The organism is Cellulomonas wangleii (genome assembly GCF_018388445.1).
GTDB lineage: Bacteria > Actinomycetota > Actinomycetes > Actinomycetales > Cellulomonadaceae > Cellulomonas > Cellulomonas wangleii.
This window is the reverse complement of record NZ_CP074405.1, coordinates 2,707,431-2,729,653: the sequence shown is the minus strand read 5'-3', so window position 1 is coordinate 2,729,653 and position 22,223 is coordinate 2,707,431. Positions and strand designations below refer to the sequence as shown.

General features: G+C 77.3%; 17 protein-coding genes. 8 read left to right on the top strand and 9 right to left on the bottom strand.

The window, feature by feature from the left end:
* Positions 1–74: 74 nt before the first annotated feature.
* Positions 75–1,946, bottom strand: coding sequence for a DEAD/DEAH box helicase (locus tag KG103_RS12495; protein ID WP_207338905.1), 1,872 nt, complete (start codon positions 1,944–1,946; stop codon positions 75–77).
* Positions 1,947–2,304: 358 nt separating this feature from the next.
* On the opposite strand from KG103_RS12495, the gene KG103_RS12490 reads away from it, so the two are divergent.
* Positions 2,305–3,081 carry a ferritin-like fold-containing protein gene (locus KG103_RS12490; protein WP_207338904.1) on the top strand — a complete coding sequence of 259 codons (777 nt, stop codon included), beginning with the start codon at positions 2,305–2,307 and terminating at the stop codon, positions 3,079–3,081.
* Positions 3,082–3,154: 73 nt separating this feature from the next.
* Here the strand turns inward: KG103_RS12490 and KG103_RS12485 are convergent, their stop codons facing one another.
* Both KG103_RS12485 and KG103_RS12480 read right to left on the bottom strand, forming a co-directional pair.
* Entirely contained in the window at positions 3,155–3,382 is a 228-nt protein-coding gene (locus KG103_RS12485) for a DUF3107 domain-containing protein (protein ID WP_207338903.1), read from the bottom strand.
* Between the two features lie 51 nt (positions 3,383–3,433).
* Positions 3,434–4,102, bottom strand: a complete 669-nt coding sequence (locus KG103_RS12480) for a TetR/AcrR family transcriptional regulator (RefSeq protein ID WP_207338902.1) — start codon at positions 4,100–4,102, stop codon at positions 3,434–3,436.
* Between the two features lie 119 nt (positions 4,103–4,221).
* On the opposite strand from KG103_RS12480, the gene KG103_RS12475 reads away from it, so the two are divergent.
* Together KG103_RS12475 and KG103_RS12470 are read left to right on the top strand one after the other, a co-directional pair.
* On the top strand, positions 4,222–7,449 hold the full coding sequence (locus KG103_RS12475; protein WP_207338901.1) for an ATP-dependent helicase: 3,228 nt from the start codon (positions 4,222–4,224) through the stop codon (positions 7,447–7,449).
* Positions 7,446–10,976: an ATP-dependent helicase gene (locus tag KG103_RS12470; RefSeq protein WP_243656156.1), complete on the top strand. Its 3,531-nt coding sequence runs from the start codon at positions 7,446–7,448 to the stop codon at positions 10,974–10,976. The genes KG103_RS12475 and KG103_RS12470 overlap by 4 nt, the downstream gene beginning before the upstream one ends.
* Before the next feature lie 58 nt (positions 10,977–11,034).
* Here KG103_RS12470 and KG103_RS12465 read toward each other — a convergent pair whose 3' ends face one another.
* Complete coding sequence (locus KG103_RS12465) at positions 11,035–11,970, bottom strand: phosphotransferase (RefSeq protein WP_207338900.1); 936 nt, start codon at positions 11,968–11,970, stop codon at positions 11,035–11,037.
* A gap of 235 nt (positions 11,971–12,205) precedes the next feature.
* Here KG103_RS12465 and nudC point away from each other — a divergent pair, with 235 nt between their 5' ends.
* Positions 12,206–13,204 carry an NAD(+) diphosphatase gene (nudC, locus tag KG103_RS12460; protein WP_207338899.1) on the top strand — a complete coding sequence of 333 codons (999 nt, stop codon included), beginning with the start codon at positions 12,206–12,208 and terminating at the stop codon, positions 13,202–13,204.
* Between the two features lie 11 nt (positions 13,205–13,215).
* Here the strand turns inward: nudC and KG103_RS12455 are convergent, their stop codons facing one another.
* Positions 13,216–13,476 carry a mycoredoxin gene (locus tag KG103_RS12455; RefSeq protein ID WP_207338898.1) on the bottom strand — a complete coding sequence of 87 codons (261 nt, stop codon included), beginning with the start codon at positions 13,474–13,476 and terminating at the stop codon, positions 13,216–13,218.
* An 80-nt stretch (positions 13,477–13,556) separates the two neighbouring features.
* On the opposite strand from KG103_RS12455, the gene KG103_RS12450 reads away from it, so the two are divergent.
* Positions 13,557–15,569 carry an ATP-dependent helicase gene (locus KG103_RS12450; protein ID WP_207338897.1) on the top strand — a complete coding sequence of 671 codons (2,013 nt, stop codon included), beginning with the start codon at positions 13,557–13,559 and terminating at the stop codon, positions 15,567–15,569.
* A 402-nt stretch (positions 15,570–15,971) separates the two neighbouring features.
* Entirely contained in the window at positions 15,972–16,313 is a 342-nt protein-coding gene (locus KG103_RS12445; protein WP_307859505.1) for a WhiB family transcriptional regulator, read from the top strand.
* Positions 16,314–16,398: 85 nt separating this feature from the next.
* On the opposite strand, the gene KG103_RS12440 is transcribed toward KG103_RS12445, so the two are convergent.
* Both KG103_RS12440 and KG103_RS12435 read right to left on the bottom strand, forming a co-directional pair.
* Positions 16,399–17,463 (bottom strand): ThiF family adenylyltransferase, encoded by a 1,065-nt coding sequence (locus KG103_RS12440; RefSeq protein ID WP_207338895.1) that lies wholly within the window; start codon positions 17,461–17,463, stop codon positions 16,399–16,401.
* 269 nt (positions 17,464–17,732) lie between these two features.
* Positions 17,733–17,891: a DUF5679 domain-containing protein gene (locus KG103_RS12435; RefSeq protein ID WP_089798585.1), complete on the bottom strand. Its 159-nt coding sequence runs from the start codon at positions 17,889–17,891 to the stop codon at positions 17,733–17,735.
* A 277-nt stretch (positions 17,892–18,168) separates the two neighbouring features.
* Between KG103_RS12435 and KG103_RS12430 the strand changes: the two genes are divergently transcribed.
* Positions 18,169–18,732, top strand: coding sequence for a M48 metallopeptidase family protein (locus KG103_RS12430; RefSeq protein ID WP_207800284.1), 564 nt, complete (start codon positions 18,169–18,171; stop codon positions 18,730–18,732).
* A 22-nt stretch (positions 18,733–18,754) separates the two neighbouring features.
* Here KG103_RS12430 and KG103_RS12425 read toward each other — a convergent pair whose 3' ends face one another.
* Positions 18,755–20,215, bottom strand: a complete 1,461-nt coding sequence (locus KG103_RS12425) for a zinc-dependent metalloprotease (RefSeq protein ID WP_207338893.1) — start codon at positions 20,213–20,215, stop codon at positions 18,755–18,757.
* A gap of 125 nt (positions 20,216–20,340) precedes the next feature.
* On the opposite strand from KG103_RS12425, the gene KG103_RS12420 reads away from it, so the two are divergent.
* Positions 20,341–21,573 carry a YlbL family protein gene (locus KG103_RS12420; protein WP_207338892.1) on the top strand — a complete coding sequence of 411 codons (1,233 nt, stop codon included), beginning with the start codon at positions 20,341–20,343 and terminating at the stop codon, positions 21,571–21,573.
* A 46-nt stretch (positions 21,574–21,619) separates the two neighbouring features.
* On the opposite strand, the gene KG103_RS12415 is transcribed toward KG103_RS12420, so the two are convergent.
* Positions 21,620–22,210 (bottom strand): PPA1309 family protein, encoded by a 591-nt coding sequence (locus tag KG103_RS12415; RefSeq protein WP_372434807.1) that lies wholly within the window; start codon positions 22,208–22,210, stop codon positions 21,620–21,622.
* Positions 22,211–22,223 lie beyond the last annotated feature (13 nt).

The window sequence follows — 22,223 nt, the reverse complement described above, 5'->3', positions numbered from 1 at the left end:
CCGGGCGCGTCCGGGCCTCTCACGCGTCCGGCCCCCTCACCGCAGGGTGAGGGGGCCGGACGGACGTGCAGGGGTCAGGCGTCCGTCGGGGCCGGCGAACCGGCGTCGGACGACGCACCGGCGGACCCGCCGCGCGAGCGACGGCGACGGCGACGGCGCGGTCCGCCGGACTCGCCGGCGTCGGGGCCGGTGGCGCCGTCGGCTGCCGGGCGCGAGGGCGCGGCGTCAGCGGCGGGACGCTCCGACGTCGGCTCGGCGGTCCGCTCGCCCGTGGGTGCGCCCTCGGCACCGGTGCGGCCACGGCCGCCCCGGCGGCGACGGGAGCCGCCCTCGGCGTCGCCCTCGCCGGTCCGCTCCGCGGGCTCGCCGGTCCGCTCCGCGGGCCGGGACCCGCTGCGACCGCCGTCACGCTGGCCGTCACGGCCGCCGCCGCGCTCACCGTCACGGCCGCCCTCGCGGCGACCGGGGCGACCGTCGTCCGAGCGGGCGGGTCGTGCGCCGCCGCCGCGCTTGCCGGTCTCGCCGAGGTCCTCGAGCACCTCGGCGCCCAGGCCGGCGCGGGTCTGCTGCGACTTCGGCAGCCGGCCCGTGACGCCCTTCGGGATGTCGAGGTCCGTGTAGACGTGCTCCGACGACGAGTACGTCTCGACCGGGGTGGGGATGCCGAGGTCGAGCGACTTGTCGATGAGGCCCCAGCGCGGCAGGTCGTCCCAGTCGACGAACGTCACGGCCGTGCCCTTGTTGCCCGCGCGGCCGGTGCGGCCGGTGCGGTGCAGGTACGTCTTCTCGTCCTCGGGGCACTGGTAGTTGATGACGTGCGTGACGTCCTCGACGTCGATGCCGCGCGCGGCGACGTCGGTGGCGACGAGCACGTCGACCTTGCCGTGGCGGAACGCGCGCAGCGCCTGCTCGCGGGCGCCCTGACCGAGGTCGCCGTGGAGGGCGCCGGCGGCGAACCCGCGGTCGACGAGCTCGTCGGCGACCTTGGCGGCGGTGCGCTTGGTGCGCGCGAACACGATGGTCAGGCCGCGGCCGTTGGCCTGCAGGATCCGCGCGAGCAGCTCGACCTTGTCGAGCGCGTGCGCGCGGTACGCGACCTGCTTGATGTTCTTGACCGTCTGGCCCTCGTCGTCCGGCGCGGACGCGCGGATGTGCGTGGGCTGCGACATGTAGCGCCGCGCCATCGCGACGACGGCCCCCGGCATGGTCGCGGAGAAGAGCATGGTGTGCCGGTTGGGCGGCGTGGCGGCCAGCAGCTTCTCGACGTCGGGCAGGAAGCCCAGGTCGAGCATCTCGTCGGCCTCGTCGAGCACGACCTCCGTCGCGTGCTTCAGCCGCAGGTGGCGCTGGTTCAGCAGGTCGATCATGCGGCCGGGCGTGCCGACGACGACGTCCGCACCGCGCTGCAGGGCCTCGACCTGCGGCTCGTACGCGCGCCCGCCGTAGACCTGCACGATGCGGACCTTGCGGCCGGTGGACGCCATCGCGAGGTCGCCGGCGACCTGCACGGCGAGCTCACGGGTCGGCACGACGACGAGCGCCTGCGGCTCGCCCGGGGCGGGCAGGCGGTCGTAGCCGTCCTCACCGGGTGCGACCACGCGGTGCAGCAGCGGGACGCCGAAGCCGAGGGTCTTGCCGGTGCCGGTCTTGGCCTGGCCGATGATGTCGTGGCCGGCCAGGGCGACCGGCAGGGTCATGGCCTGGATGGGGAACGGCTGGGAGATGCCGGCGGCGGCGAGCGCCGCGACGATCTCGGGGCGCACGTCGAAGTCGGCGAACGAGGCGTCGACCGCCTGCACCGAGGCGGCGCGCCGGGACCCGGTCGGCGACTCGGTCGGCACGGCGTCGGCCGCGGTGCGGACCTCGGTCACGGCCTCGGCGGTGGTGGGGGAGTCGACGGAGGCGTCGTCGCGCTGCTCCTGGTCGACGGTCTGGTCGGTGGTCACGGGCGGCTCTTCACTGCCAGGGTGGCGGCTCACGGTGCGGGCCGGGGGGCCGGCGGCGCGTCGCGCGCTCGTCCGCCCCGGGCGACAGCGGGCTGCGCCACGCGGGTTGGCCGGCAGCCGATCGTAGAAGTCGCCCCGCGCGGCGCACCCTGCCGGCACGTCCGCGGGCGGGAGAGCCCGGCGGGCAGGCGGGCCGGTGCGCGTCGAGCGGGGAGGGTCGCGGCACGGGCCGGACCGGGAAACCGAGACGAACGGGCAACCGATGTACGGGGTTGTACACAGCCAGTCTATCGGACGTCCGTCCCGGTGCCCCGGCGGCTGCCCCGACCGGCGCGTCCGGCGGCGTTACGATCGCGGGATGACGACCAGCGCCGGCAACGCCCGTCCCCTCAGCCCCGGCAAGGCGGGCGCCGACGACCGGTCCGCCAACCGCGCCGGGAAGGACGCCGTCGCCGCGCACGCCGACGACGCCGTGGAGGTCCTGGGCCTCGTCGCGAGCCTGGAGCACCAGGCGTTCGAGCGGCTCGCCGACGACGCCCGGCAGGCGCCCGGGCCCGAGCAGGCGCTGGCCTTCTCCCGGCAGGCGGCCCGGTGCGTCGAGCGGCGGGACCGCGTCCTGGCGCGGATCGACGAGCTCGGCGGCGACGCGTCGGCGGCGTTCGGCCGGTTCGACGGGCTGCTCGACGACTTCGACGCGCGCACCCCGGCGAGCTCGTGGGCCGAGCGGCTCCTCAAGACGTACGTCGGGTACGGCGTCGCGGACGACTTCTGCCGGCTCGTGGCCCGTGGCCTGGACCCCGACTCGGCGCGGCTGGTGGCCGAGGTGCTCGACGACGCGTCACGCACCGAGCTGGCGGTGCGCGAGCTGGACGAGGCCTGCGCGGGCGACGACGTCCTGTCCTCGCGGCTGGCGCTGTGGGGGCGCCGCCTCGTCGGCGAGGCGCTCGGCGTGGTGCAGCGGCTGGCGCAGCGGCCCGAGGTCGCGCGGTCGCTCGACCGCGCGGGTACGGGTGCGGGTGCGGCTGCAGCCGCGGGCGGGACGCAGGATCGGGCGGCCCAGATCCCGGCGCCCGTGCTCAACGAGCTGACGGCCGAGCACACGCGCCGGATGTCGCGGCTGCACCTGACCGCCTGACCCGTCGCCGCGCGCGGGTGCGGGGTCCGGACGCACCCGGCGCCCGGCCGCAGCCGGGCGCCGGGTGGACGGCTCAGATCGTGCCGAAGCCCACGCGGCCCTTGGTCTCCGCGCCGATCTCGACGAAGCCGAGGACGGCGGTGGGCACGACGACGCGACGTCCGCGGACGTCCGTCAGCTCGAGCGTCGCCGCCGTGCCGTCGAGCGCGGCCCGGACGGCCGTTGCGATCTCGTCCGCCGTCTGGTCGGACTCGAGCGTCAGCTCGCGCGACAGGTGCTGCACGCCGATCGTGATCTCCACGGGCACTCCTCATCGGACGGGTCCCGGCGTCGCCGGGCGGTCGCCACGATCCTAGGCGCCCTCGTACGGGTAGTCGGGACGGACGAGACCGGCCAGCCCTCGCCACTGCAGGTCCGAGACCAGGTCGACGACCCGCTGCGCGCCGCGCCCGTCACCGTGCCGCAGCCAGTAGGTGGCCGCGCCCTGCGCGGTGGCGACCAGGGCCGCGGCGAGCACGTCGGCGTCGGCGCGGTCCCGTCCGGTCGCCGCCGCCAGCACGTCCGCGATGCGGCGGGTCGCCTCGGCCGACGCGTGCTCCACCCGGCCGCGCACCTGCGAGTCGTGGGTGACGTCGGACTCGAACAGGAGCGTGGAGGACTCGCCGGCGACCTGCACGAACTCGACGTACGCCGCGACCACGGCGGCCACGACCGCACGACCCTCGCCGCGCCCGACGGGCCCCGCCTCGATCGGCGCGACCGCCTGCTCCACGGCCGCGAGCAGCGCCGTGCCCTGCTCGTCCACGACCGCGAGGTACAGGTCCAGCTTGGACGGGAAGTGCCGGTACAGCACCGGCTTGCTCACCTCCGCCCGGTCGGCGATGTCGTCCATCGAGACGTGGTGGAAGCCCTCCGTGGCGAACAGCTCGAGCGCGATCGCGAGGAGCTGGGACCGGCGCTCGGCGCGCGCCATCCGGGGTCCGCGCGGCCGCGGCTCGGCTGAGTCCTGGGCGCTGGTCATCAGGCGATCGTAGCGACGGCGTGTTGCGTGCAGGGGTCATGGCCGCCACCCGGGAGCCCGCGTCCCGTGGTCGGCGTGCCCGGTCCCGGCTGTCGGTGGGCCGTGGTGTGATCGGGCCCGTGACGACGGCACCGACCACCCGGCTCGTGGCCGCACCCCTGGTCCGGCGCGCCGCGCTCGGCGCCGGTGCGCGCCCCGTCCTGGACGACCGCCAGCGCGAGGTGGTCGAGCGCGTGGTCGCCGGCGCCGACCGCGTGCTGCTGGTGACGGGTGCGCCGGGGACGGGTCGCACGACGCTCGCGCTGGAGGCGGCCGCCGCGGCCGTCGACGCGGGGACGGCACCGGACGACGTCCTCGTGCTGGCCGCGAGCCGCCGCGCCGCGGGCGACCTGCGCGACCGCCTCGCGGTGCGCCTGGGGCGCACCGCCGGGCGGCCGCTGGTGCAGACGCCCGCCGCGGTCGCCTTCGCCGTGCTGCGGGCGCGCGCGGGGGCCCTGGGGGAGCCCGCGCCGGTGCTGGTCTCCGGCCCGGAGCAGGACGTGGCGCTCGCCGAGCTGCTCGCGGGCCACGCGTCGGGGGAGGTGCCCGGGCCCGTGTGGCCGCCGGGCGTGCCGGAGGCCGCGCTGGGTACCCGCGCCTTCCGCGACGAGCTGCGCGACCTGCTCATGCGTGCGGCCGAGCGCGGGCTGGCACCGGGCGACCTCGCCGCGCTCGGGCGGCGCGAGGAGCGCCCGGCGTGGGTGGCGGCCGCCCGGGTCTACGAGGAGTACCTCGACGTGATGGCACTCGCCACGTCGACGCCGGACGCCGGGGAGCGCCTGGACCCCGCCGTCGTCGTCGACGCGGCGGTGGCGGCGCTGCGGCGCTGGGACGACGACGTGCCCGGGGTCCCGTGCCCGCGGCGCAGCCTGGTGGTGGTGGACGACCACCAGGAGAGCACGGCGGCCACCGCGCGGCTGCTGCGCGCGTTCGCCGACGGCGGCGCGCGCCTGCTGCTGCTGGGTGACCCGGACGTCGCGGTGCAGACCTTCCGCGGTGCGCAGCCCGCGCTCGTGGCCCGGGCCGCCGCGGCCGGGACCGGTGAGCTCGCCGCGGAGCACGTCGTGCTGCGGACGGTCTGGCGCCAGACCGCACCCCTGCGCGAGGTCACCGAGCGGATCACGCAGCGGGTCGCGGCGTCCGGCACCGTCGCCCACCGCCGGGCCGACGTGCCCGCCGACCGGGCCACCGGGCCCGAGCCGCGCGTCGCCGTGCTGCCCAGCGCGGCGCAGGAGGCGGCGTGGGTGGCGCACCGGCTGCGGCGTGCCCACCTGCAGGACAAGATCCCCTGGGACGGCATGGCCGTGCTCGCGCGGGCCGGCAGCCGCGTCACGGCGGTCCGGCGCGCGCTGGCCCAGGCGGGCGTGCCGGTCCGCGTGGTGGGCAGCGACGTGCCGCTGCGCGACGAGCCGGCGGTGCGCCCGCTGCTCGACGCGGTGCGGGTCGCGCTGCGGCCGGAGGAGCTCGACGCGGAGGTGGCCGCCCGGCTGGCGTGCTCACCGCTGGGCGGGCTCGACGCCGTCGGGCTGCGCCGTGTCCGTCGTGCGCTGCGGGCGGAGGAGCTGGCGGGCGGCGGTGGGCGGTCGAGCGACCTGCTGCTCGTGGAGGCGCTGTCCGCGCCGGACCGGGCCGCGACCCTGGAGCCGCACGTCGGGCGCCCGGTGCAGCGCCTGGCCGCGGTGCTGCAGGCGGGGCGCGACGCGGCGGCGCAGCCCGGGGCGGACGTCCAGGCCGTCCTGTGGGCGGTGTGGGACCGGGCCGGCCTGGCCGACCCCTGGCGGCGTGCCGCGCTCGCGGGCGGGTCGGGCGGGGAGCGGGCGGACCGTGACCTCGACGCGGTCCTGGCGCTGTTCCGGGCGGCCGAGACGTTCGTCGAGCGCATGCCGCAGGCGGCGCCGCTCGCGTTCGTCGACTGGGTGCTCGCGCAGGACCTGCCGGCGGACTCCCTGGCCCCCGCGTCGCGTGCGGCGGGGGTCAGCGTGCTGACCCCCGCCGGTGCGGCGGGCGGGTCGTGGGAGGTCGTCGCGGTGGTGGGCGTGCAGGAGGGCGTCTGGCCGGACCTGCGGCTGCGCGACTCCATGCTCGGGGCGCAGGCGCTCGTCGACCTCCTCGACGGACGGCAGGTGGCCGGTGCCGCGGGGCAGGAGGCCGCGCGCGAGGCGCGGGCGGCCGTCCTGGCGGACGAGCTGCGCGCGTTCGCGCTCGCCTGCTCGCGGGCCCGCACCCACCTGCTGGTCACCGCCGTCGACGACCAGGACGCGACGCCGTCGCCGTTCGTCGACCTGGTGCAGCCCGGGTCCGACGACGACGGCCCCGACCCCCGGCGGACCAGTGCGCCGGCGCCGCTCGACCTGCGCGGGCTGGTCGCGCGCCTGCGGGCGACCCTGGAGCGCACGGCGGCCCACGGGCGTCCCGACCCCGCCGCCGCCCGGACGCTGGCCCGCCTGGCGGCGCACGGCGTGCCGGGCGCGGACCCCGCGTCGTGGTTCGGGCTGCCGGAGCCGTCCAGCGACGCGCCGCTGTGGCCGGCCGACGTCAAGGTCCCCGTCTCGCCGTCACGCCTCGAGACGGCCCAGCGCTGCGCGCTGCGGTGGGCGCTCGAGACGGCCGGGGGCACTCCGGCGTCGTCCGCCCAGCAGTCGCTCGGCACCCTCGTGCACGCGATCGCCCAGGAGCACCCGACGGCCGACCTGCCGACGCTGCGCGCGGAGCTGGACCGCCGGTGGGACGAGCTGGGCCTCGGTGAGGGCTGGCCCGCGCTGGCCGCCCGGCGCCGGGCCGACGCGATGCTGGTCCGGCTCGCCGCGTACCTGCGGGACTCCGGCGAGCCCCTGCTGGTCGAGGCGCCGTTCTCGCTCGAGACCGACCGTGCCGTGGTGCGCGGGTCGGTGGACCGCGTGGAGCGCGTCGTGACCGAGGGGGACGAGGCAGGCACCGCGGTCGAGGTCGTCGACCTCAAGACGGGGTCGCGCGTCCCGACGCTCGCGCAGGCGGCGGAGCACGCGCAGCTCGGTGCCTACCAGCTCGCGGTGGACGAGGGGGCGGTGCCCGGGCTGGAGCCGGGGACCCGCAGCGTCGGTGCCCGGCTCGTGCACCTCGCACAGGGCTCGGGCGCCCCGACGCAACGACGGCAGGACGGCCTGGGTGCACCGGACGACGGGCCGGTCTGGGCTCGCGAGCTCGTCGACGAGGTCGCGGGGCGGATGGCCGCGTCGAGCTTCGAGGCCCGTGCCAACGACCTCTGCGACCGCTGCCCGGTGCGCCGCTCGTGCCCGCTGCGCGGCGAGGGCGGGCAGGTGGTGGCATGAGCGCCGACGTCGCGCCGGCGGCCACGCGCCTGTCCGCGCTGCAGATCGCCCGGCTCGTGGGGCAGCATCCCCCGACCGAGGAGCAGCGGGCCGTCATCGAGGCGCCCCTGCTCCCGTCGCTCGTCGTCGCGGGTGCCGGGTCCGGCAAGACCGAGACGATGGCGGCGCGCGTCGTGTGGCTGGTCGCCAACGGGCTGGTCGCGCCGGAGCAGGTGCTGGGCCTCACCTTCACGCGCAAGGCGGCCGGGGAGCTCTCGGAGCGGGTGCGGCGACGGCTCCGCGCCCTGGCCAGGTCGGCGGCGGCGGAGGGCGTCGAGCTGCCGACGGGCGTGGGCGTCGTCGACGAGCTCGCGCGGCCCCACGTCTCGACGTACCACGCGTACGCGGCCTCGCTCGTCTCCGACCACGCGTTGCGCCTCGGCGTCGAGCCCGGGGCACGGCTGCTGGGGGAGGCGGCGCAGTGGCAGCTCGCCTCGCAGGTGGTCGAGTCGTGGGCGGGCGACCTGGAGACGTCGGCGGCCACGTCGACGGTGGTCGAGGCCGTCCTGTCCCTGTCGGGTGCGCTCGACGAGCACCTGCTGGACCCCGCCGGTGCGCGGCAGGGGATCGAGGCGATCGTCGCGGACCTGCAGGCCACCCCGGCGGGCACGCCCCCCCGCGCGCCGTACGCCCGGGTCCGTGACCTCGTGGCGTCGCTGGGGGAGCGTGCCCGGGTGCTCGACCTGGTGGCCGACTACCGTGCCCGCAAGCGGGCCGCCGACAGCCTCGACTTCGGTGACCAGGTGGCGCTGGCCGCCCGGATCGCGCGCGACGTCCCGGAGGTCGGGGCCGGGGAGCGCGACCGGTTCCGCGTCGTGCTGCTCGACGAGTACCAGGACACGTCGTACGCGCAGCTCGTGCTGCTGCAGGCGCTGTTCTCCGGCGGTCACCCGGTCACGGCCGTCGGGGACCCGCACCAGTCCATCTACGGCTGGCGCGGTGCCAGCCCCGGGGGGCTGGCGCGGTTCCCCGCGGCGTTCCCGGTGGTGGTCACGGCACCGGACGGCACGCAGGACCGACGCCCCGCCGCCGTGGCGCAGCTGTCCACGTCGTGGCGCAACGACGTCGCCGTGCTCGACGCCGCCAACCACGTCGCCGCGCCCCTGCGCACCGGTGCGGCCCGCGTCGAGGTGCCGCGGCTCGCGCCGCGGCCCGGAGCCGGGCCCGGTGCCGTGCAGGCGGTCGTCGCGAGCACGGTCGAGGACGAGGCGGAGGCCGTGGCCGCCTGGGTCGGACGGCGGTGGCGCCCCGGCCACGCGCCGGGTGGCCGGCGGACCGCCGCGGTGCTGTGCCGCAAGCGGTCCCAGTTCGAGCCCGTCCGGCGGGCGCTGCGGGCCGCGGGGCTGCCGGTCGAGGTCGTCGGACTGGGCGGGCTGCTGGCGACGCCCGAGGTCGTCGACCTGGTCGCCGTGCTGCAGGCGGCGCACGACCCGACGCGCGGCGACGCGGTCGTGCGCCTGCTCACCGGTGCCCGCACCCGGCTCGGTGCCGCGGACCTGCACGCCCTGGGGGACTGGGCGCGGCAGGGAGCCCGGCCGGCGGGCGCGCGGGTGCCCGGGGTGCAGGCCGACGTCGTCGACGAGCGCAGCCTGGTCGACGCGGTGGACGACCCGCCCCCGCCCGGCTGGCGCAGCCCCGCGGGCCGCTCGCTCAGCGCGGAGGGGCGCCGGCGGCTCACCGAGCTCGCCGGGGTGCTGCGCGCCGTCCGCGCGCAGCAGGGGCTCTCGCTCCCCGAGCTGGTGGGGGAGGCCGAACGGCTGTTCGGCCTCGACATCGAGGTGCAGGCCCGTGCCGACGTCACACCGGGCCGGGCGCGCGCCCACCTCGACGCGTTCGCCGACGTGGCCGCGGAGTTCGCCCGCGGTGCCGACCGTCCCACGCTGGGGGCGTTCCTGGCGTGGCTCGAGGCGGCGGACGCCCGCGAGGACGGCCTCGAGCTGCCCGTCACCGAGCCGGACCCCGACGCGGTGCAGGTGATGACCGTGCACGCGGCGAAGGGCCTGGAGTGGGACGCCGTGGCCGTCGCGGGCATGGTCGACGGCGGGTTGCCCGCCACCGCGATGCTCGGCAAGGACGGGCCGAAGGACTCCGCGTGGCTCACGGGGCTGGGTGTGCTGCCGTACCCGCTGCGGGGTGACGCCGACGAGCTGCCGCTCCTGGCGTGCGCGGGCGCCGAGTCGCCCAAGGAGCTCGCCGACCGGCTGGAGCGGCTGCGGCTGGACGCCGGCGACCACCAGGTCGCCGAGGAGCGCCGTCTGGCGTACGTCGCCGTCACCCGGGCGCGTGAGGACCTGCTGCTCTCCGCGGCGTACTGGGGGGACCCGAAGGCGGCCCGGCGGCTGTCGCCGTTCCTCACGGACCTGGTCGACGCGGGACTCGTGGACGTCGTGGCCCGTGCCGACGAGCCCGAGCCGGGCGCAGCCAACCCGCGGGCGGCCCTGACGTCGGCGGCCACCTGGCCGGCCGACCCGTTCGCGGTGGACGGTGCCGCGCCCCGGCGTGACGCCGTGAGCGCGGCGGCCGACGCGGTCCGGGCCGCGCTCGCGTCGGTGGCACCGGGCCGGGGCGACGTGCCCGCACCCCGGGCGCCGGACGACGGTGTCCCCGGCGGGGGCACGGGCGACCGTGCGAGCACCGATGACGCGGCCGACGTAGCAGGGGTCGGGCGCGATGACGGCGGTGCCGAGGACTGGGACGCGCTCGCGGACCGGCTGCTCGCGGAGCAGGCGGCGCGCCGTCGCGGGGACGCCCGCGTCGCGCTGCCGGCCCACCTGTCCGCGTCGTCGCTCGTCCGCCTCGACGCCCAGCCGGAGCAGTTCGCGCTGGGGCTGCGGCGTCCGGTGCCGCGCGAGCCGTCGCCGCAGGCCCGCCGCGGCACCGCGTTCCACGCGTGGGTCGAGTCCTGGTACGGCAGGGCCACGCTCGTCGACGTCGACGACCTGCCGGGCGCCGACGACGACGTCCTGCCGGGCGACCCGGACCAGGCCGAGCTGCGCGCCGCCTTCCTGCGCACACCGTGGGCGCACCGCTCGCCGCTGGCGGTCGAGGTCGACGTCGAGACCACCGTCGGCGGCTACGTGCTGCGCTCGCGCATCGACGCGGTCTTCGCCGACCCCGACCGTCCCGACGTCCCGGGGGCCGTGGTCGTCGTCGACTGGAAGACCGGCGCACCCCCGCGCGACACCGCGGCCCGCGCCTCCCGTGACCTGCAGCTGGCCGTCTACCGGATCGCGTGGGCGCGGCTCACCGGGACCGACCCCGAGCTGGTGCGGGCGGCCTTCTGCTACGTCGGCGCCGGGGTCACCGTGGTCCCGGACCGGCTGCCCGGCCCCGACGACGTGGCGCGGCTGCTCGCCGAGGCGGCACCGGACGGTCCCGCCGGGTCGGACGGTCCCGCACGGTCGGACGGTCCCGCCGGGTCGGGCGGCGCCCGCGGGGCGGTGCGCCACGGGGCCGGCCCCGGTGCGCGCCGCGGTTCGCGGTCCTGACGGTGTCGCCGGGGCTGCGAGCGGCTCGGTGCGGCAGGCGGGCCGGTGACCCGCGGGCTCAGTACGCCCCGGCGGCCTCGTCGACGCGGGTGTGCTCCTCGAGGTCGTGCAGCATCTGCACCGCGTCGTCGACGACGTCCTTGCGGTGGGTGCGCACGCCGTGCAGCAGCCACCGCGCCAGCGCCAGCTCGCCGGCGAGCAGCGCGCGGTCGGCCAGGTGCGGGTCCGTCAGCTCGGTCCGGCGCAGCAGGTAGGCCTCGAGGATCGCGTCGACCGCGTCCTGCGGTGCGGACACGAGCAACCAGGACAGGTCGTCGGCCGGGTCCGCCACCATCGTGGAGCCCCAGTCGAGCACGCCGGCGACCGCGCCGTCGGCCACCAGGACGTGGTTGCTCGACAGGTCGCCGTGCACCACCGTCGGCCGGAACCGCCACATCGCGACGTCCTCGAGCATCTCCTCCCAGCGGCGCAGCAGCACCGGCGGGACGAGCCCCGTGCCGGCCGCCTCGTCCACCTCCGCCTGCCGCCGGTCGCGGTACCCGGCGGCGTCGTACACCGCCAGGCCCGCGTTCTCGACCACCGACGTCGGCAGCTCGTGCACCGCGGCGACGGCCCGTCCGACGGCGGCGGCGAGGCCGGGCCCGGGGCGCAGCCGCTCGAGCTCCAGCGGACGGCCCGGCACCTCCCGGTGGACGCTGGCGCGGCCACCCTCGGGCAGGTGCGCGAAGCCCGCGGGCCGCGGCACGGCGAACGGCAGGCGGCCGTCGTCGGCGTACGGGCCGAGCGCCTCGAGCAGAGCGACCTCAGCCTCGAGCGCGGCACCCGCAGCGGCGTGCTGCGGGGCGCGGACGACCCAGCGCTGGCGCACCGAGTCCACGACCACGGCGACGTCGAAGTCCGAGCCCGGGTGCAGGGGGCGCCGCACGTCGTAGGCGTCCAGACCGGGGACGGCGACGGTCGCGAGTGCGGCGAGTGCGAGCGGCGAACGGGTCACGACCGCAAGCGTAGGACGCCGCGTGGCTGCTCCCGCCCGTCCGGCACGGCGTGTTGGCGCCCGGTTCGTCCGGGCACGTCCCCGTGCGCCCGCCGGCGCCCTGCGGTGCCGCCGCTGTCCCCGGCCGCCGCTGTCGTTGCCCGCCGCTGCCGCTGCCCGCCGCTGTTGCTGCCGCCGACGGCCCGCCCGCGGACGGCCGACCGCGGCGGCCGGGTCCGGCGGCTAGCGTGGCCGGGTGATCCCTGACGTCCTCCCCGACCTTCCGCTCGCCCGGGCCTCCGTGGACCGCGCCGCCCTGCTGCGGGACCGGCAGGACGTGCTGCCCGCCGCGCTCGCGGATCCCCGCACGCGGGTGCTGGCCGTGCGCGACGGCGGGCTGCTGCTGACGGGCGCGGCCGCCGTGCGCTGGCTCACGCCCGCCGACGCCGCCCGGGTGTACGCCGCGGGCGGCCCGGGGCCCGCGGACGCGGCGGCACCCCCGATCGACCGCTGGCTGCTGCTGGGCGTCGAGGACGACGGGACGCGCGTGCTCGCCCTGCGGCTGCACGACCGCCACCCGCTGAGCACCGGAGGCGAGCCGGCGGACGTCCTGGTGCACCTGCCCGACGGTCCGGTGGCGCGTGACGGCTGGGGGTCGCTGCGGACCGTCGGGGCCTCGCTCGACGCCCACGACGCGGGTCTCGCGACGGCCGCGGTCGCCCTCGACGCCTGGCACGACCGGCACCCGCGCTGCCCGCGGTGCGGCGCGCCGACGCGGGTGGCGCAGGCGGGCTGGTCCCGCGTGTGCGACGTCGACGGCTCCGAGCACTACCCGCGCACGGACCCCGCGGTCATCATGGCGGTCGTCGACGCGGACGACCGCCTGCTGCTCGGGCACGCCGCCGCCTGGCCGGCGGGCCGCTGGTCGACGCTCGCGGGGTTCGTCGAGGCGGGGGAGTCGGCCGAGCAGGCCGTGCGGCGCGAGGTCCACGAGGAGACGGGCGTCGTCGTCGACGAGGTCGACTACGTCGGGAGCCAGCCGTGGCCGTTCCCGGCCTCGCTGATGCTCGGCTTCCGGGCACGGGCGACCAGCACGGCCGTCCGCGTCGACGGCGTCGAGATGGCCGACGCGCGCTGGTTCACACGCGACGAGCTGACCGCCGCGGTCGCGTCCGGGGACGTCCTGCTGCCGGGCGGGGCCTCCATCGCACGTGCCCTCGTCGAGCAGTGGTGGGGCGGCCCGTTCCCCGGGTGAGGCGTGGCGCCTCAGACCCCGAGGCGCTCGCGGACCTGCGCGAGGGACGGGTTGGTCGCGGCGGACCCGTCGGGGAACACGACCGTCGGCACCGTCTGGTTCCCGCCGTTGATCTCCTCCACGAACCGTGCCGCGTCCGGCTGCTGCTCGATGTCGACGACGTCGTACGCGATGCCCGCCGAGTCGAGCTGCGTGCGCAGGCGGTGGCAGTAGCCGCACCACGTGGTCGAGTACATCGTCACGGTGCCCGGTGCCGGGGTGGGGGTCGTCATGGCTCCTCGCAGTCCTCGCCGTCCGTCTCGTCCACAGATCCTCGCACGGCGTGTCGGCGGGTGCTGGGAGACTGGACCCGATGTCCGCCGACTCCCTCCTCGACGCGCTCGATCCCGAGCAGCGCGCCGTCGCGACCGCTCTGACCGGTCCCGTCTGCGTCCTCGCCGGCGCCGGTACGGGCAAGACCCGTGCGCTGACGCACCGCATCGCCTACGGCGTGCGCACCGGTGTGTACCGCCCGGCCTCGGTGCTGGCCGTCACCTTCACCGCGCGGGCGGCCGGCGAGATGCGGGTACGGCTGCGTGACCTGGGGGCGAGCGGCGTCCAGGCGCGCACGTTCCACGCAGCCGCGCTGCGCCAGCTCGGGCACTTCTGGCCCCGCGTCGTGGGGGGTGCGCCGCCGCGCCTGGTGGAGCAGAAGGCCACGCTCGTCGCCGAGGCGGGGCGTCGGGTCGGCGTGGGGGTCGATCGCATCTCGGTGCGGGACCTCGCCGCCGAGATCGAGTGGGCCAAGGTGTCGCTCGTCACCGCCGAGGACTACGAGCGCGCCGCCGCCGCCGTGCGGCGTCCCGCACCCGCAGGGCAGGACGCGCAGGCGGTCGCGCGACTGCTGACGGCCTACGAGGACGTCAAGACCGAGCGCGGCGTCATCGACTTCGAGGACGTGCTGCTGCTGCTCGCGGCGATGCTCGCGCAGCGCGGCGAGGTGGCCGACGAGGTGCGGGCGCAGTACCGGCACTTCGTCGTCGACGAGTACCAGGACGTCAGCCCGCTCCAGCAGTACCTGCTCGACCAGTGGCTGGGCGGCCGGCACGACGTGTGCGTCGTGGGGGACCCGAGCCAGACCATCTACTCGTTCGCCGGGGCGACCCCGCACCACCTGCTCACGTTCGCGGGCAAGCACCCGGGCACCCGGGTCGTACGCCTGGTGCGGGACTACCGCTCCACGCCGCAGGTCGTGGGCCTGGCCAACCGGGTGCTGACGGCCACCCGGCGGCCAGGCGACCCCGTGCCCCTGCACCTCGTGGCGCAGCAGCCCGACGGTCCGCAGGTCCGCTACACGGCGTACGACGACGACGAGGCCGAGGCGAGCGGGATCGCCGCCCGCGCGGCGCGGTTGATCGCGTCCGGCGTCCCCGCGAGCGAGATCGCGGTGCTGTACCGCACCAACGTGCAGTCGGAGGCATTCGAGCAGGCGCTGGCCGCCGCCGGCGTCGGTTACCAGGTGCGCGGTGGCGAGCGGTTCTTCGCGCGCAGGGACGTGCGGGACGCCCTGGTGCTGCTGCGGGGCGGGGCGCGGTCGGCCGACCCCGACGTGCCGCTGGGGCAGACCGTCCGGGACATCCTCACGTCCGTCGGCTGGTCCCCGCAGCCGCCCGCCGCGCGCGGTGCGGCGCGTGAGCGGTGGGACGCCATGCAGGCGCTCGTGGGTCTGGCGGACGACATGGTCGAGGCGCGCGGCGGGGCGACCCTCGCCGACCTGGTGGCCGAGCTCGACGACCGGGCCTCGGCGCAGCACGCCCCCACGGTCGACGGAGTGACCCTCGCGTCCCTGCACGCGGCCAAGGGCCTGGAGTGGGACGCGGTCTTCCTGGCGGGTCTGTCGGACGGTCTGCTCCCGATCTCGCTGGCGCAGACCGAGGTGGCCGTGTCCGAGGAGCGCCGCCTGCTCTACGTCGGCGTGACGCGTGCCCGACGGCACCTCGAGCTGTCCTACGCGGCGGCGCGCACCCCCGGGTCCCGGGCCAACCGCACCCGCTCGCGGTTCCTCGCCGGCCTGTGGCCGGGCGAGGAGCGGGACCGTGGCGCAGGACGGCGGACGTCGGCCGCCGCCGACCCCGCGGTCCTGGACCGGTTGCGGCGGTGGCGGGCCCACGTGGCCGACGAGCGCGGTGTCCCCGCGTTCCGGGTGCTCCCGGACGTCGCGCTGGAGGCGGTGGCCGCGGCCATGCCGACGGCGCAGGAGGACCTGCGGCACGTCCGTGGACTGGGGCAGACGCGGCTGCACGAGTACGGCGACGCCCTGCTCCGGGTGGTCGCCGGTGACGACCCGCAGGGTCCCGGACCAGTCGTGCGGACGAACTTCCGTTAATTGCTTGTGACGCCCGGACGGGCCGCCCTAGGGTGGTCACGTCCTTGTTCGCGGGGTGCTGCCGAAGAGGCGGGACCCGACCTGGAGAGGAGGTGGGTGCACTGATGGAGAGCAACATGATCGACATGTCGACGTTCGTCCGCGCGTACGCGCGTTCCCTCACGCCCACCGCCGGGACCTTCCAGGGGATCGCTCCGTCCGTCGCCGGGCTCGAGCGTCGTCCGCGTCCCGCGACGTCCCGCGTCGATCTGCACCCCAGGACTCCGTAGCAGCAGCCACACCAGGCAGGCCGCGGAGTCCGATCTCGGATCCGCGGCCTTTCTCGTCTCTCCGGTCTCACCGGGGCGAGCGGGCCCGATCCGGTACCCCCAGCTCACCTCGCAAGGACACCAGGAGGACATCGTGCGGCTCACCACGCTGCTCGACACCGTGAACCAGGGCGGCTCCGGCCCCTGGCCCGCCGGCAGCACCGCCACGACCGACGACCAGTTCGACCAGATGGTCGCCGACCTCATCCCGTGCCGTTCCCACGACGCCGAGCTCTGGTTCGCCGAGCGGCAGGCCGACGTCGAGCGGGCGAAGGCCCTGTGCCGCGAGTGCCCGATGATCCAGGGCTGCCTCGCGGGCGCCGTGGAACGCGCCGAGCCGTGGGGTGTGTGGGGCGGTCAGGTCTTCGTCGGCGGTGTCGTCGTGCCGACCAAGCGGGGCCGTGGCAGGCCGCGCAAGGACGCCTCGGCGGCCTGACGCGCCACGGCGCGTGACCGGCACCGGCAGGACCCACCACCACGCCGGGTCGCGCGAGCTCACCGCTCGCGCGACCCGGCGTCCGTCATGTCCCCGGCGGCGCCACGGCGCGCGACACCGGTGCGACCGGGGGAGCCAGGCACCCGCAGGCGGGGTGCGCCGACCAGCGGCGCTCCCGGTGCCGGAGGTCCGGCAGGGAGATCTCGACCGTCGTGCCCCGGAGCGCCGGTGCCGTCCCGGCCAGGAACGCCAGGACGTGCGCGGCCGCGAGCGCGGCGCACGCACCGGCGAGCACGCCTACCTCACCGGCGTCCCGTGCGCCGGTGGTGACGGCTCCCAGGACCGCCGGCCAGCCCGGATCGGCGTCCGAGCGGTGCAGGTCGAGGCACCGGAGGCACGGGTCCGTCCCGGGCCGCACCAGCGGACCGACCGAGGCGTCCGCGAGCCGCAGGACCACCGACAGGTGCGTCACCTGCTCGCCGAGGAGCCGGACCGTGCGCAGCGGGTCCGCCGCCTGCTGCTCGACGACCACGACCAGGTCCGGCTCACCGTCGGTCGTCACCCGCGTCCCGGGCGCTGCCTCCCGCAGCGCGCGGGTCGCCGCCACGACCCGGGGCGTGCCGACGTCGGCCCACCGGTGCCCGCCCGCGACCACGTCGGGGGAGCGCACGGGGGCCTCGTCGTCGAGCAGCAGCGTGCCGACGCCCGCAGCGGCGAGGTGACGTGCCACGCCCAGCCCGGTCGGGCCGAGGCCGACCACGCCGACGACCGCACCGGCCCGCCCGGTCACGACCTCGGGGCCGGCGCCGTCGGGGCGCAGCAGGGTCCACGCGGCGGCGTCCGCGGCGGCCGGCCCGTGCACGGCGCCCGTGGCGTCGGGGCGTGCCCGCGTCAGGCCGGCGTGTCGCAGGTCGTCGACCGTGGCGGCCACGGCGGCGGGGTCGGCGCCGGCGGTCCGCGCGAGGGCCGGCAGCGACGTCAGGTCGGTCGCGCCGTCGACGGCGGTCCACAGGCGCATCTCGGCGGCGCTCAGGCCCACCAGGCGCACCGCCCAGCGGGGGTCGGTGCCCACCTGGACCTCGTCGGCGGCCCGCGGCAGCACACGCAGGCCCGGACGCAGCTGGACGGGGCGGGGGACGGGACCGGTCACCGCGCCACGATGGCACCGGGCGGCGTGCCGCCGCCGGCGTCGTCCACAGGTCCGGGGGTGGCCACCGGGATCGTCCCGACCGGCGTCCCGACGACGGCCGGGTCGAGGGCGCCCGCCCGTCGCCGATGCGTCGAGCCGGGACGTGTCGAGCCCTGATGCGTCGAGCCCGGATGCGGCGAGCCCTGATGGTCGAGCCCGGACGCGACGAGGGCACCGTCGCGTGCGACGGTGCCCTCGTGGTCGTCGCGGTCGACCGCGACGGGGCGCTCTCAGGCCTTGCCGAGGATCCGGTTGAGCTTGGTGCCGCAGACGGGGCAGACGGCCTTCGCCATCCGGCGACCCGACTCGGAGACGACGACGTCGCCCTCCGTCTCCCGCTTCTCCTTGCACTTCACGCAGTAGAACTCGCCCGCCCAGGTGTCGGCCATGTGGTCCCTCCTCGTGCTCCTCACCGGGCGGTGGCATCGCGCCCGGGGCAGGGACCGTGACGGCCGCCGTGCGGTCACACAGTAGTGGCCGGTGCCCGTGGGCGGGTCGCTCAGGGCACGCGGCCTGGCGCGCACCGGGTGAAGCCGGGCGTCACGACACCGTGTGGCGGGTCGCGCGCGCTAGCGTGCGGGTGTGCCGACATCGCGCGAGGCGACGCCGCGCGATTCCGCACGCCGTGACCCCGGTGCCGCCGGACCGTCGCCCGACGCGCCGGCCCTGGGCCCCGCGGTCGAGGTGCGGCGCTCGCGCCGTCGTGCCCGGACCGTCAGCGCCTGGCGCGAGGGCGGGCGGACCATCGTCGCGATCCCCGCGCGCTTCACGCGCGCGCAGGAGCGCGAGTGGGTCGGGCGCATGGTGGACCGCCTCGCCGCCCAGGACCGCCGGCGTCGTCCGTCCGACGACCAGCTGGTCGCGCGCGCCACCGAGCTGTCCCGCCGCTACCTCGGCGGCCGTGCGGTGCCGAGCAGCGTCCGGTGGTCGTCGAACCAGGGGCGCCGCTGGGGCTCGTGCACCCCCGCGGACGGGACCATCCGGATCTCCGACCGGGTCCAGGGCATGCCGCGCTGGGTGCTGGACTACGTCCTGCTGCACGAGCTGGCGCACCTGCTGCAGCCGGGTCACGGCGAGGCGTTCTGGGCCGAGCTGATCACCTACCCGCACACCCAGCGCGCCCGCGGGTTCCTCGAGGGGTGCGCGTTCACGCGGGACGGGCACGAGCAGGGCGACGAGCCGGACGAGCCGGGCACCGACGACACCGACGCGCCCGCCGACGACCTCTGAGCCGGACGGCTCACCGGGCAGGTCAGCCTGCGGGGGTCCCAGGGGTCCCCTCGTCGCCGTCGGGCGCGGCACCGCCCGCGCCGGCCGCGTCGTCGAGGATCTGCGCCAGGGCGCGGTCGAGGTCCGCGGACTCGTCGACCGCCGCCTCGCGACGTGCGTCGTAGCCCTGGGGGTCGTCGAGGTCCGCGGGGGTCGGGACGAGGTCGGGGTGCTCCCACACGGCGTCGCGCCCGGCGGTACCGCGCGTGGCGGTCAGGTGCGCCCACACGGTCGCCGCGTCGCGCAGCCGCCGGGGCCGCAGCTCGAGGCCCACGAGGCTGGCGAACGTCTGCTCCGCGGGACCGCCGGCGGCGCGCCGACGGCGCACCATCTCCCGCAGCGGCACGGTGTGCGGCAGGTGCGGGGTCGCGGCCGTGGTCGCGACCTCGTCGACCCAGCCCTCGACGAGCGCGAGGGCGTGCTCCAGGCGGGCGAGGGCGGCCTGCTGCGCGGGCGTCGTCTGCGGGGCGAACACACCGCCCGACAACGCCTCCTGCAGCGCCGCGGGGTCGCTCGGGTCGATCGACGACACGGCGTCCTCGAGCTGGTCGACGTCGATCGCGATGCCGCGGGCGTACTCGGCGACCGCGTCGAGGAGGTGCGCGCGCAGCCAGGGGACGTGCGCGAAGAGCCGGTTCGCTGCCGCCTCGCGCAGCGCGAGGTAGAGCCGCACCTCCTCGACCGGGACGTCCAGACCCTCCGCGAAGGCGTCGACGTTGGCCGCGACCAGCGCGGGGGAGGGCCGCTCGAGCAGCGGCAGGCCGATGTCGGTGGTGCCGAAGACCTCACGCGCCAGGGTGCCCGCGGCCTGGCCGACCTGCAGGCCGAAGACCGCGGAGCCCAGACCGCGCAGCAGCTGGGCGGGGTCGGCCATGCCGGGCGGCAGCCCCGGCGGCAGGCCGCCGGGAAGACCCTCGCCGAGCTCGCCGATGGCGGGACCGAGCGCGTCGGCCAGCGCGGCCGAGAGCGACGCCGCGACCGGCTCGGTGAGCGTGCGCCACGTGGGCAGCGTCGCCTCCACCCACTCGGCGCGGCTCCAGGCGTGGGCGGTACCCGCGGCCGGCGGGAGCTCGGTCGCCGCGTCGAGCCACAGCTCGGCGACCGACAGCGCGTCGCTGACCTCCTTCACGCGGCCGGGAGACAGCGTGGGGTCACCGCCGGCCGCGGCCTGCTGGCGGGCCAGGTCGTGGGCCATCTCCCAGTTCACGGGCTCGTCGCCGGACGTCGCGAGCATGCGCTGCACCTGGCCCAGCGCCTGCTGGAGCGCGACGGGGTCGGTGGGCAGGCCGGACCCGGCCGCCAGCGCGGCGGGGTCGACACCCATCGCGCGCATCTCACGGATCGCGTCGTCCGCCGCGGGACCGAGCATCGCGCGCAGCATCTGCTCCCACTGCTGCGGACCGGTCGCGTCGGGTCCGTCGGGGGAGGGGACGTCGGGGCTCATGCGGGCCTCCTGACTGGCCGGGGAGCACCACGGTAACCGCGTGTCGGCCCACCCCGGGCGGTGGCTGCGCCCGGTTCGCTCACGGCGCACACGGCCGGTGCGGCCCGGTGCGACCGCGGTGGGGGATGATCGTGCACGTGCTCGACGAGAAGCCCACCGGCCCGGCCGACGACCCGGGACCGCGCGACCCGCAGGACGTGACCGAGGTCGCCGCGCCGCCGCACGGCACCGACTCCGCGCGCGAGGCCGGTGACCCGGCCGCGGACGGCACCGACCCCGCGGACCTCGAGCAGCTCGAGCCCGCACCCCCCTCGCCCCGCGCGATCGTGCTGTCGCTCGGCACCCTCGTCGCGGCGGTGCTGGTCGGGGTCCTGGTCGTGATCCCCGCGCCGTACGCGGTCAACGGGCCGGGGCCGACCAAGGACGTGCTCGGTGAGGTCGAGGGTGACCCGCTGATCGAGGTGTCCGGCGCCGAGACCTACCCGTCCACGGGCGAGCTGCTCCTCACCACGATCTCGGGCGTCGGGGGCCCGGGCTACCCCGCCCGGCTGCTCAACGTGCTGGGCGGCTGGATCTCGCCGGACTCCGTGGTCCGCCCGGTGGAGTCCGTGTACCCGCAGGACGTCTCGCAGGAGGAGCTCGACGAGTCGAACGCCGGTCTCATGGTGTCGTCGCAGGAGAACGCGGTCGTCGCGGCGCTCACCGAGCTCGGCTACGAGGTGCCCGCGACGCTGGTCGTCGCCGGCACCGTCGAGGGCACGGACGCCGAGGGCAAGCTCGAGGAGGGGGACGTCCTGACGGCGCTCGACGGCGAGCCGCTGCCCGACTACCAGACCCTGGTGAGCGCGCTGCAGGAGGTCGAGCCGGGCTCGACCGTGACGCTCACGGTCAACCGGCACTCGCGGACCGTCGACGTGCCCATCGTCACGGGGGAGCGCGAGGGCGGGGGTGCGCAGATCGGCGTGTTCATCGACCCGTCGTTCGACATGCCGATCGACGTCAGCATCAACATCGAGGGCATCGGCGGGCCCAGCGCGGGCACGATGTTCGCGCTCGGCCTCGTCGACCTGCTGACACCCGAGGACGAGGTCGACGGCGAGGTCGTCGCCGGCACGGGGACGATCGACGTGACCGGTGCCGTGGGACCGATCGGCGGGATCCGCCAGAAGCTGGCCGGTGCGGTCCGGGACGGCGCCACGTGGTTCCTGGCGCCGTCGGCGAACTGCGACGAGGTCGTCGGGCACGTGCCCGACGGGCTGCGCGTGGTCGAGGTGTCCACGCTGCGCGAGGCGCGCGAGGCCATGGTCGCGATCGGTGCGGGCACCGGCGACGACCTGCCCACCTGCACGGCGGACTGAGCGTCCCGGACGCCCCGGACGTCCCGGCCCGGCGGGGCCGGCGGGGTCAGGCCAGCGTCGCGCGCACGGCCTCGACGAGCCCGGGCACCAGGTCGGGCCCCTGGCCCACCGCGTCGTCGCTGTCGTGCGCGCGGGTGCGCACGGCGCACCACGCCGGTCCGTTGCGGAGCACGCCCACCGCCAGGCGGACGTCCTGCCGCTGCGGGTGCGCCAGCAGCGCCGCCAGCGCCTGGTCGGGGTCGGCCGGGAGGTCCTCCTCCACGCCCGGCGGCAGCACCACGCGCTCCACCGTGACCGCGGCACCGTCCACCGTCGGGGGCCACGTCAGGCCGCCGAGCAGCTGCTCGAGGTCCTCGGCGGCCGGCAGGCCCTCCTGCTCGATCGACGTCAGGTGCTGGTCGTCGGCGCGTGCGGCGGCGAGCACGTCGGGCGTCAGCTGGTCGGCCAGACCGGGCTCGGCGTCGAGCGCGCTCTGCGTGCGGACCAGGGCGAAGACGCGCACGGGCGCGTCCCAGCCGGCGGCGGCGACGTGGTGCTCGATCTCGCGGACGGCGTCGGCCAGCGCGCGGCGGGCGCGGGCCTCGGCCGACGTGTCGGTGGGCTGCGGCGGGGTGGGGGGCGTGCTCACGCGCCCCATCGTCCCACCCGTG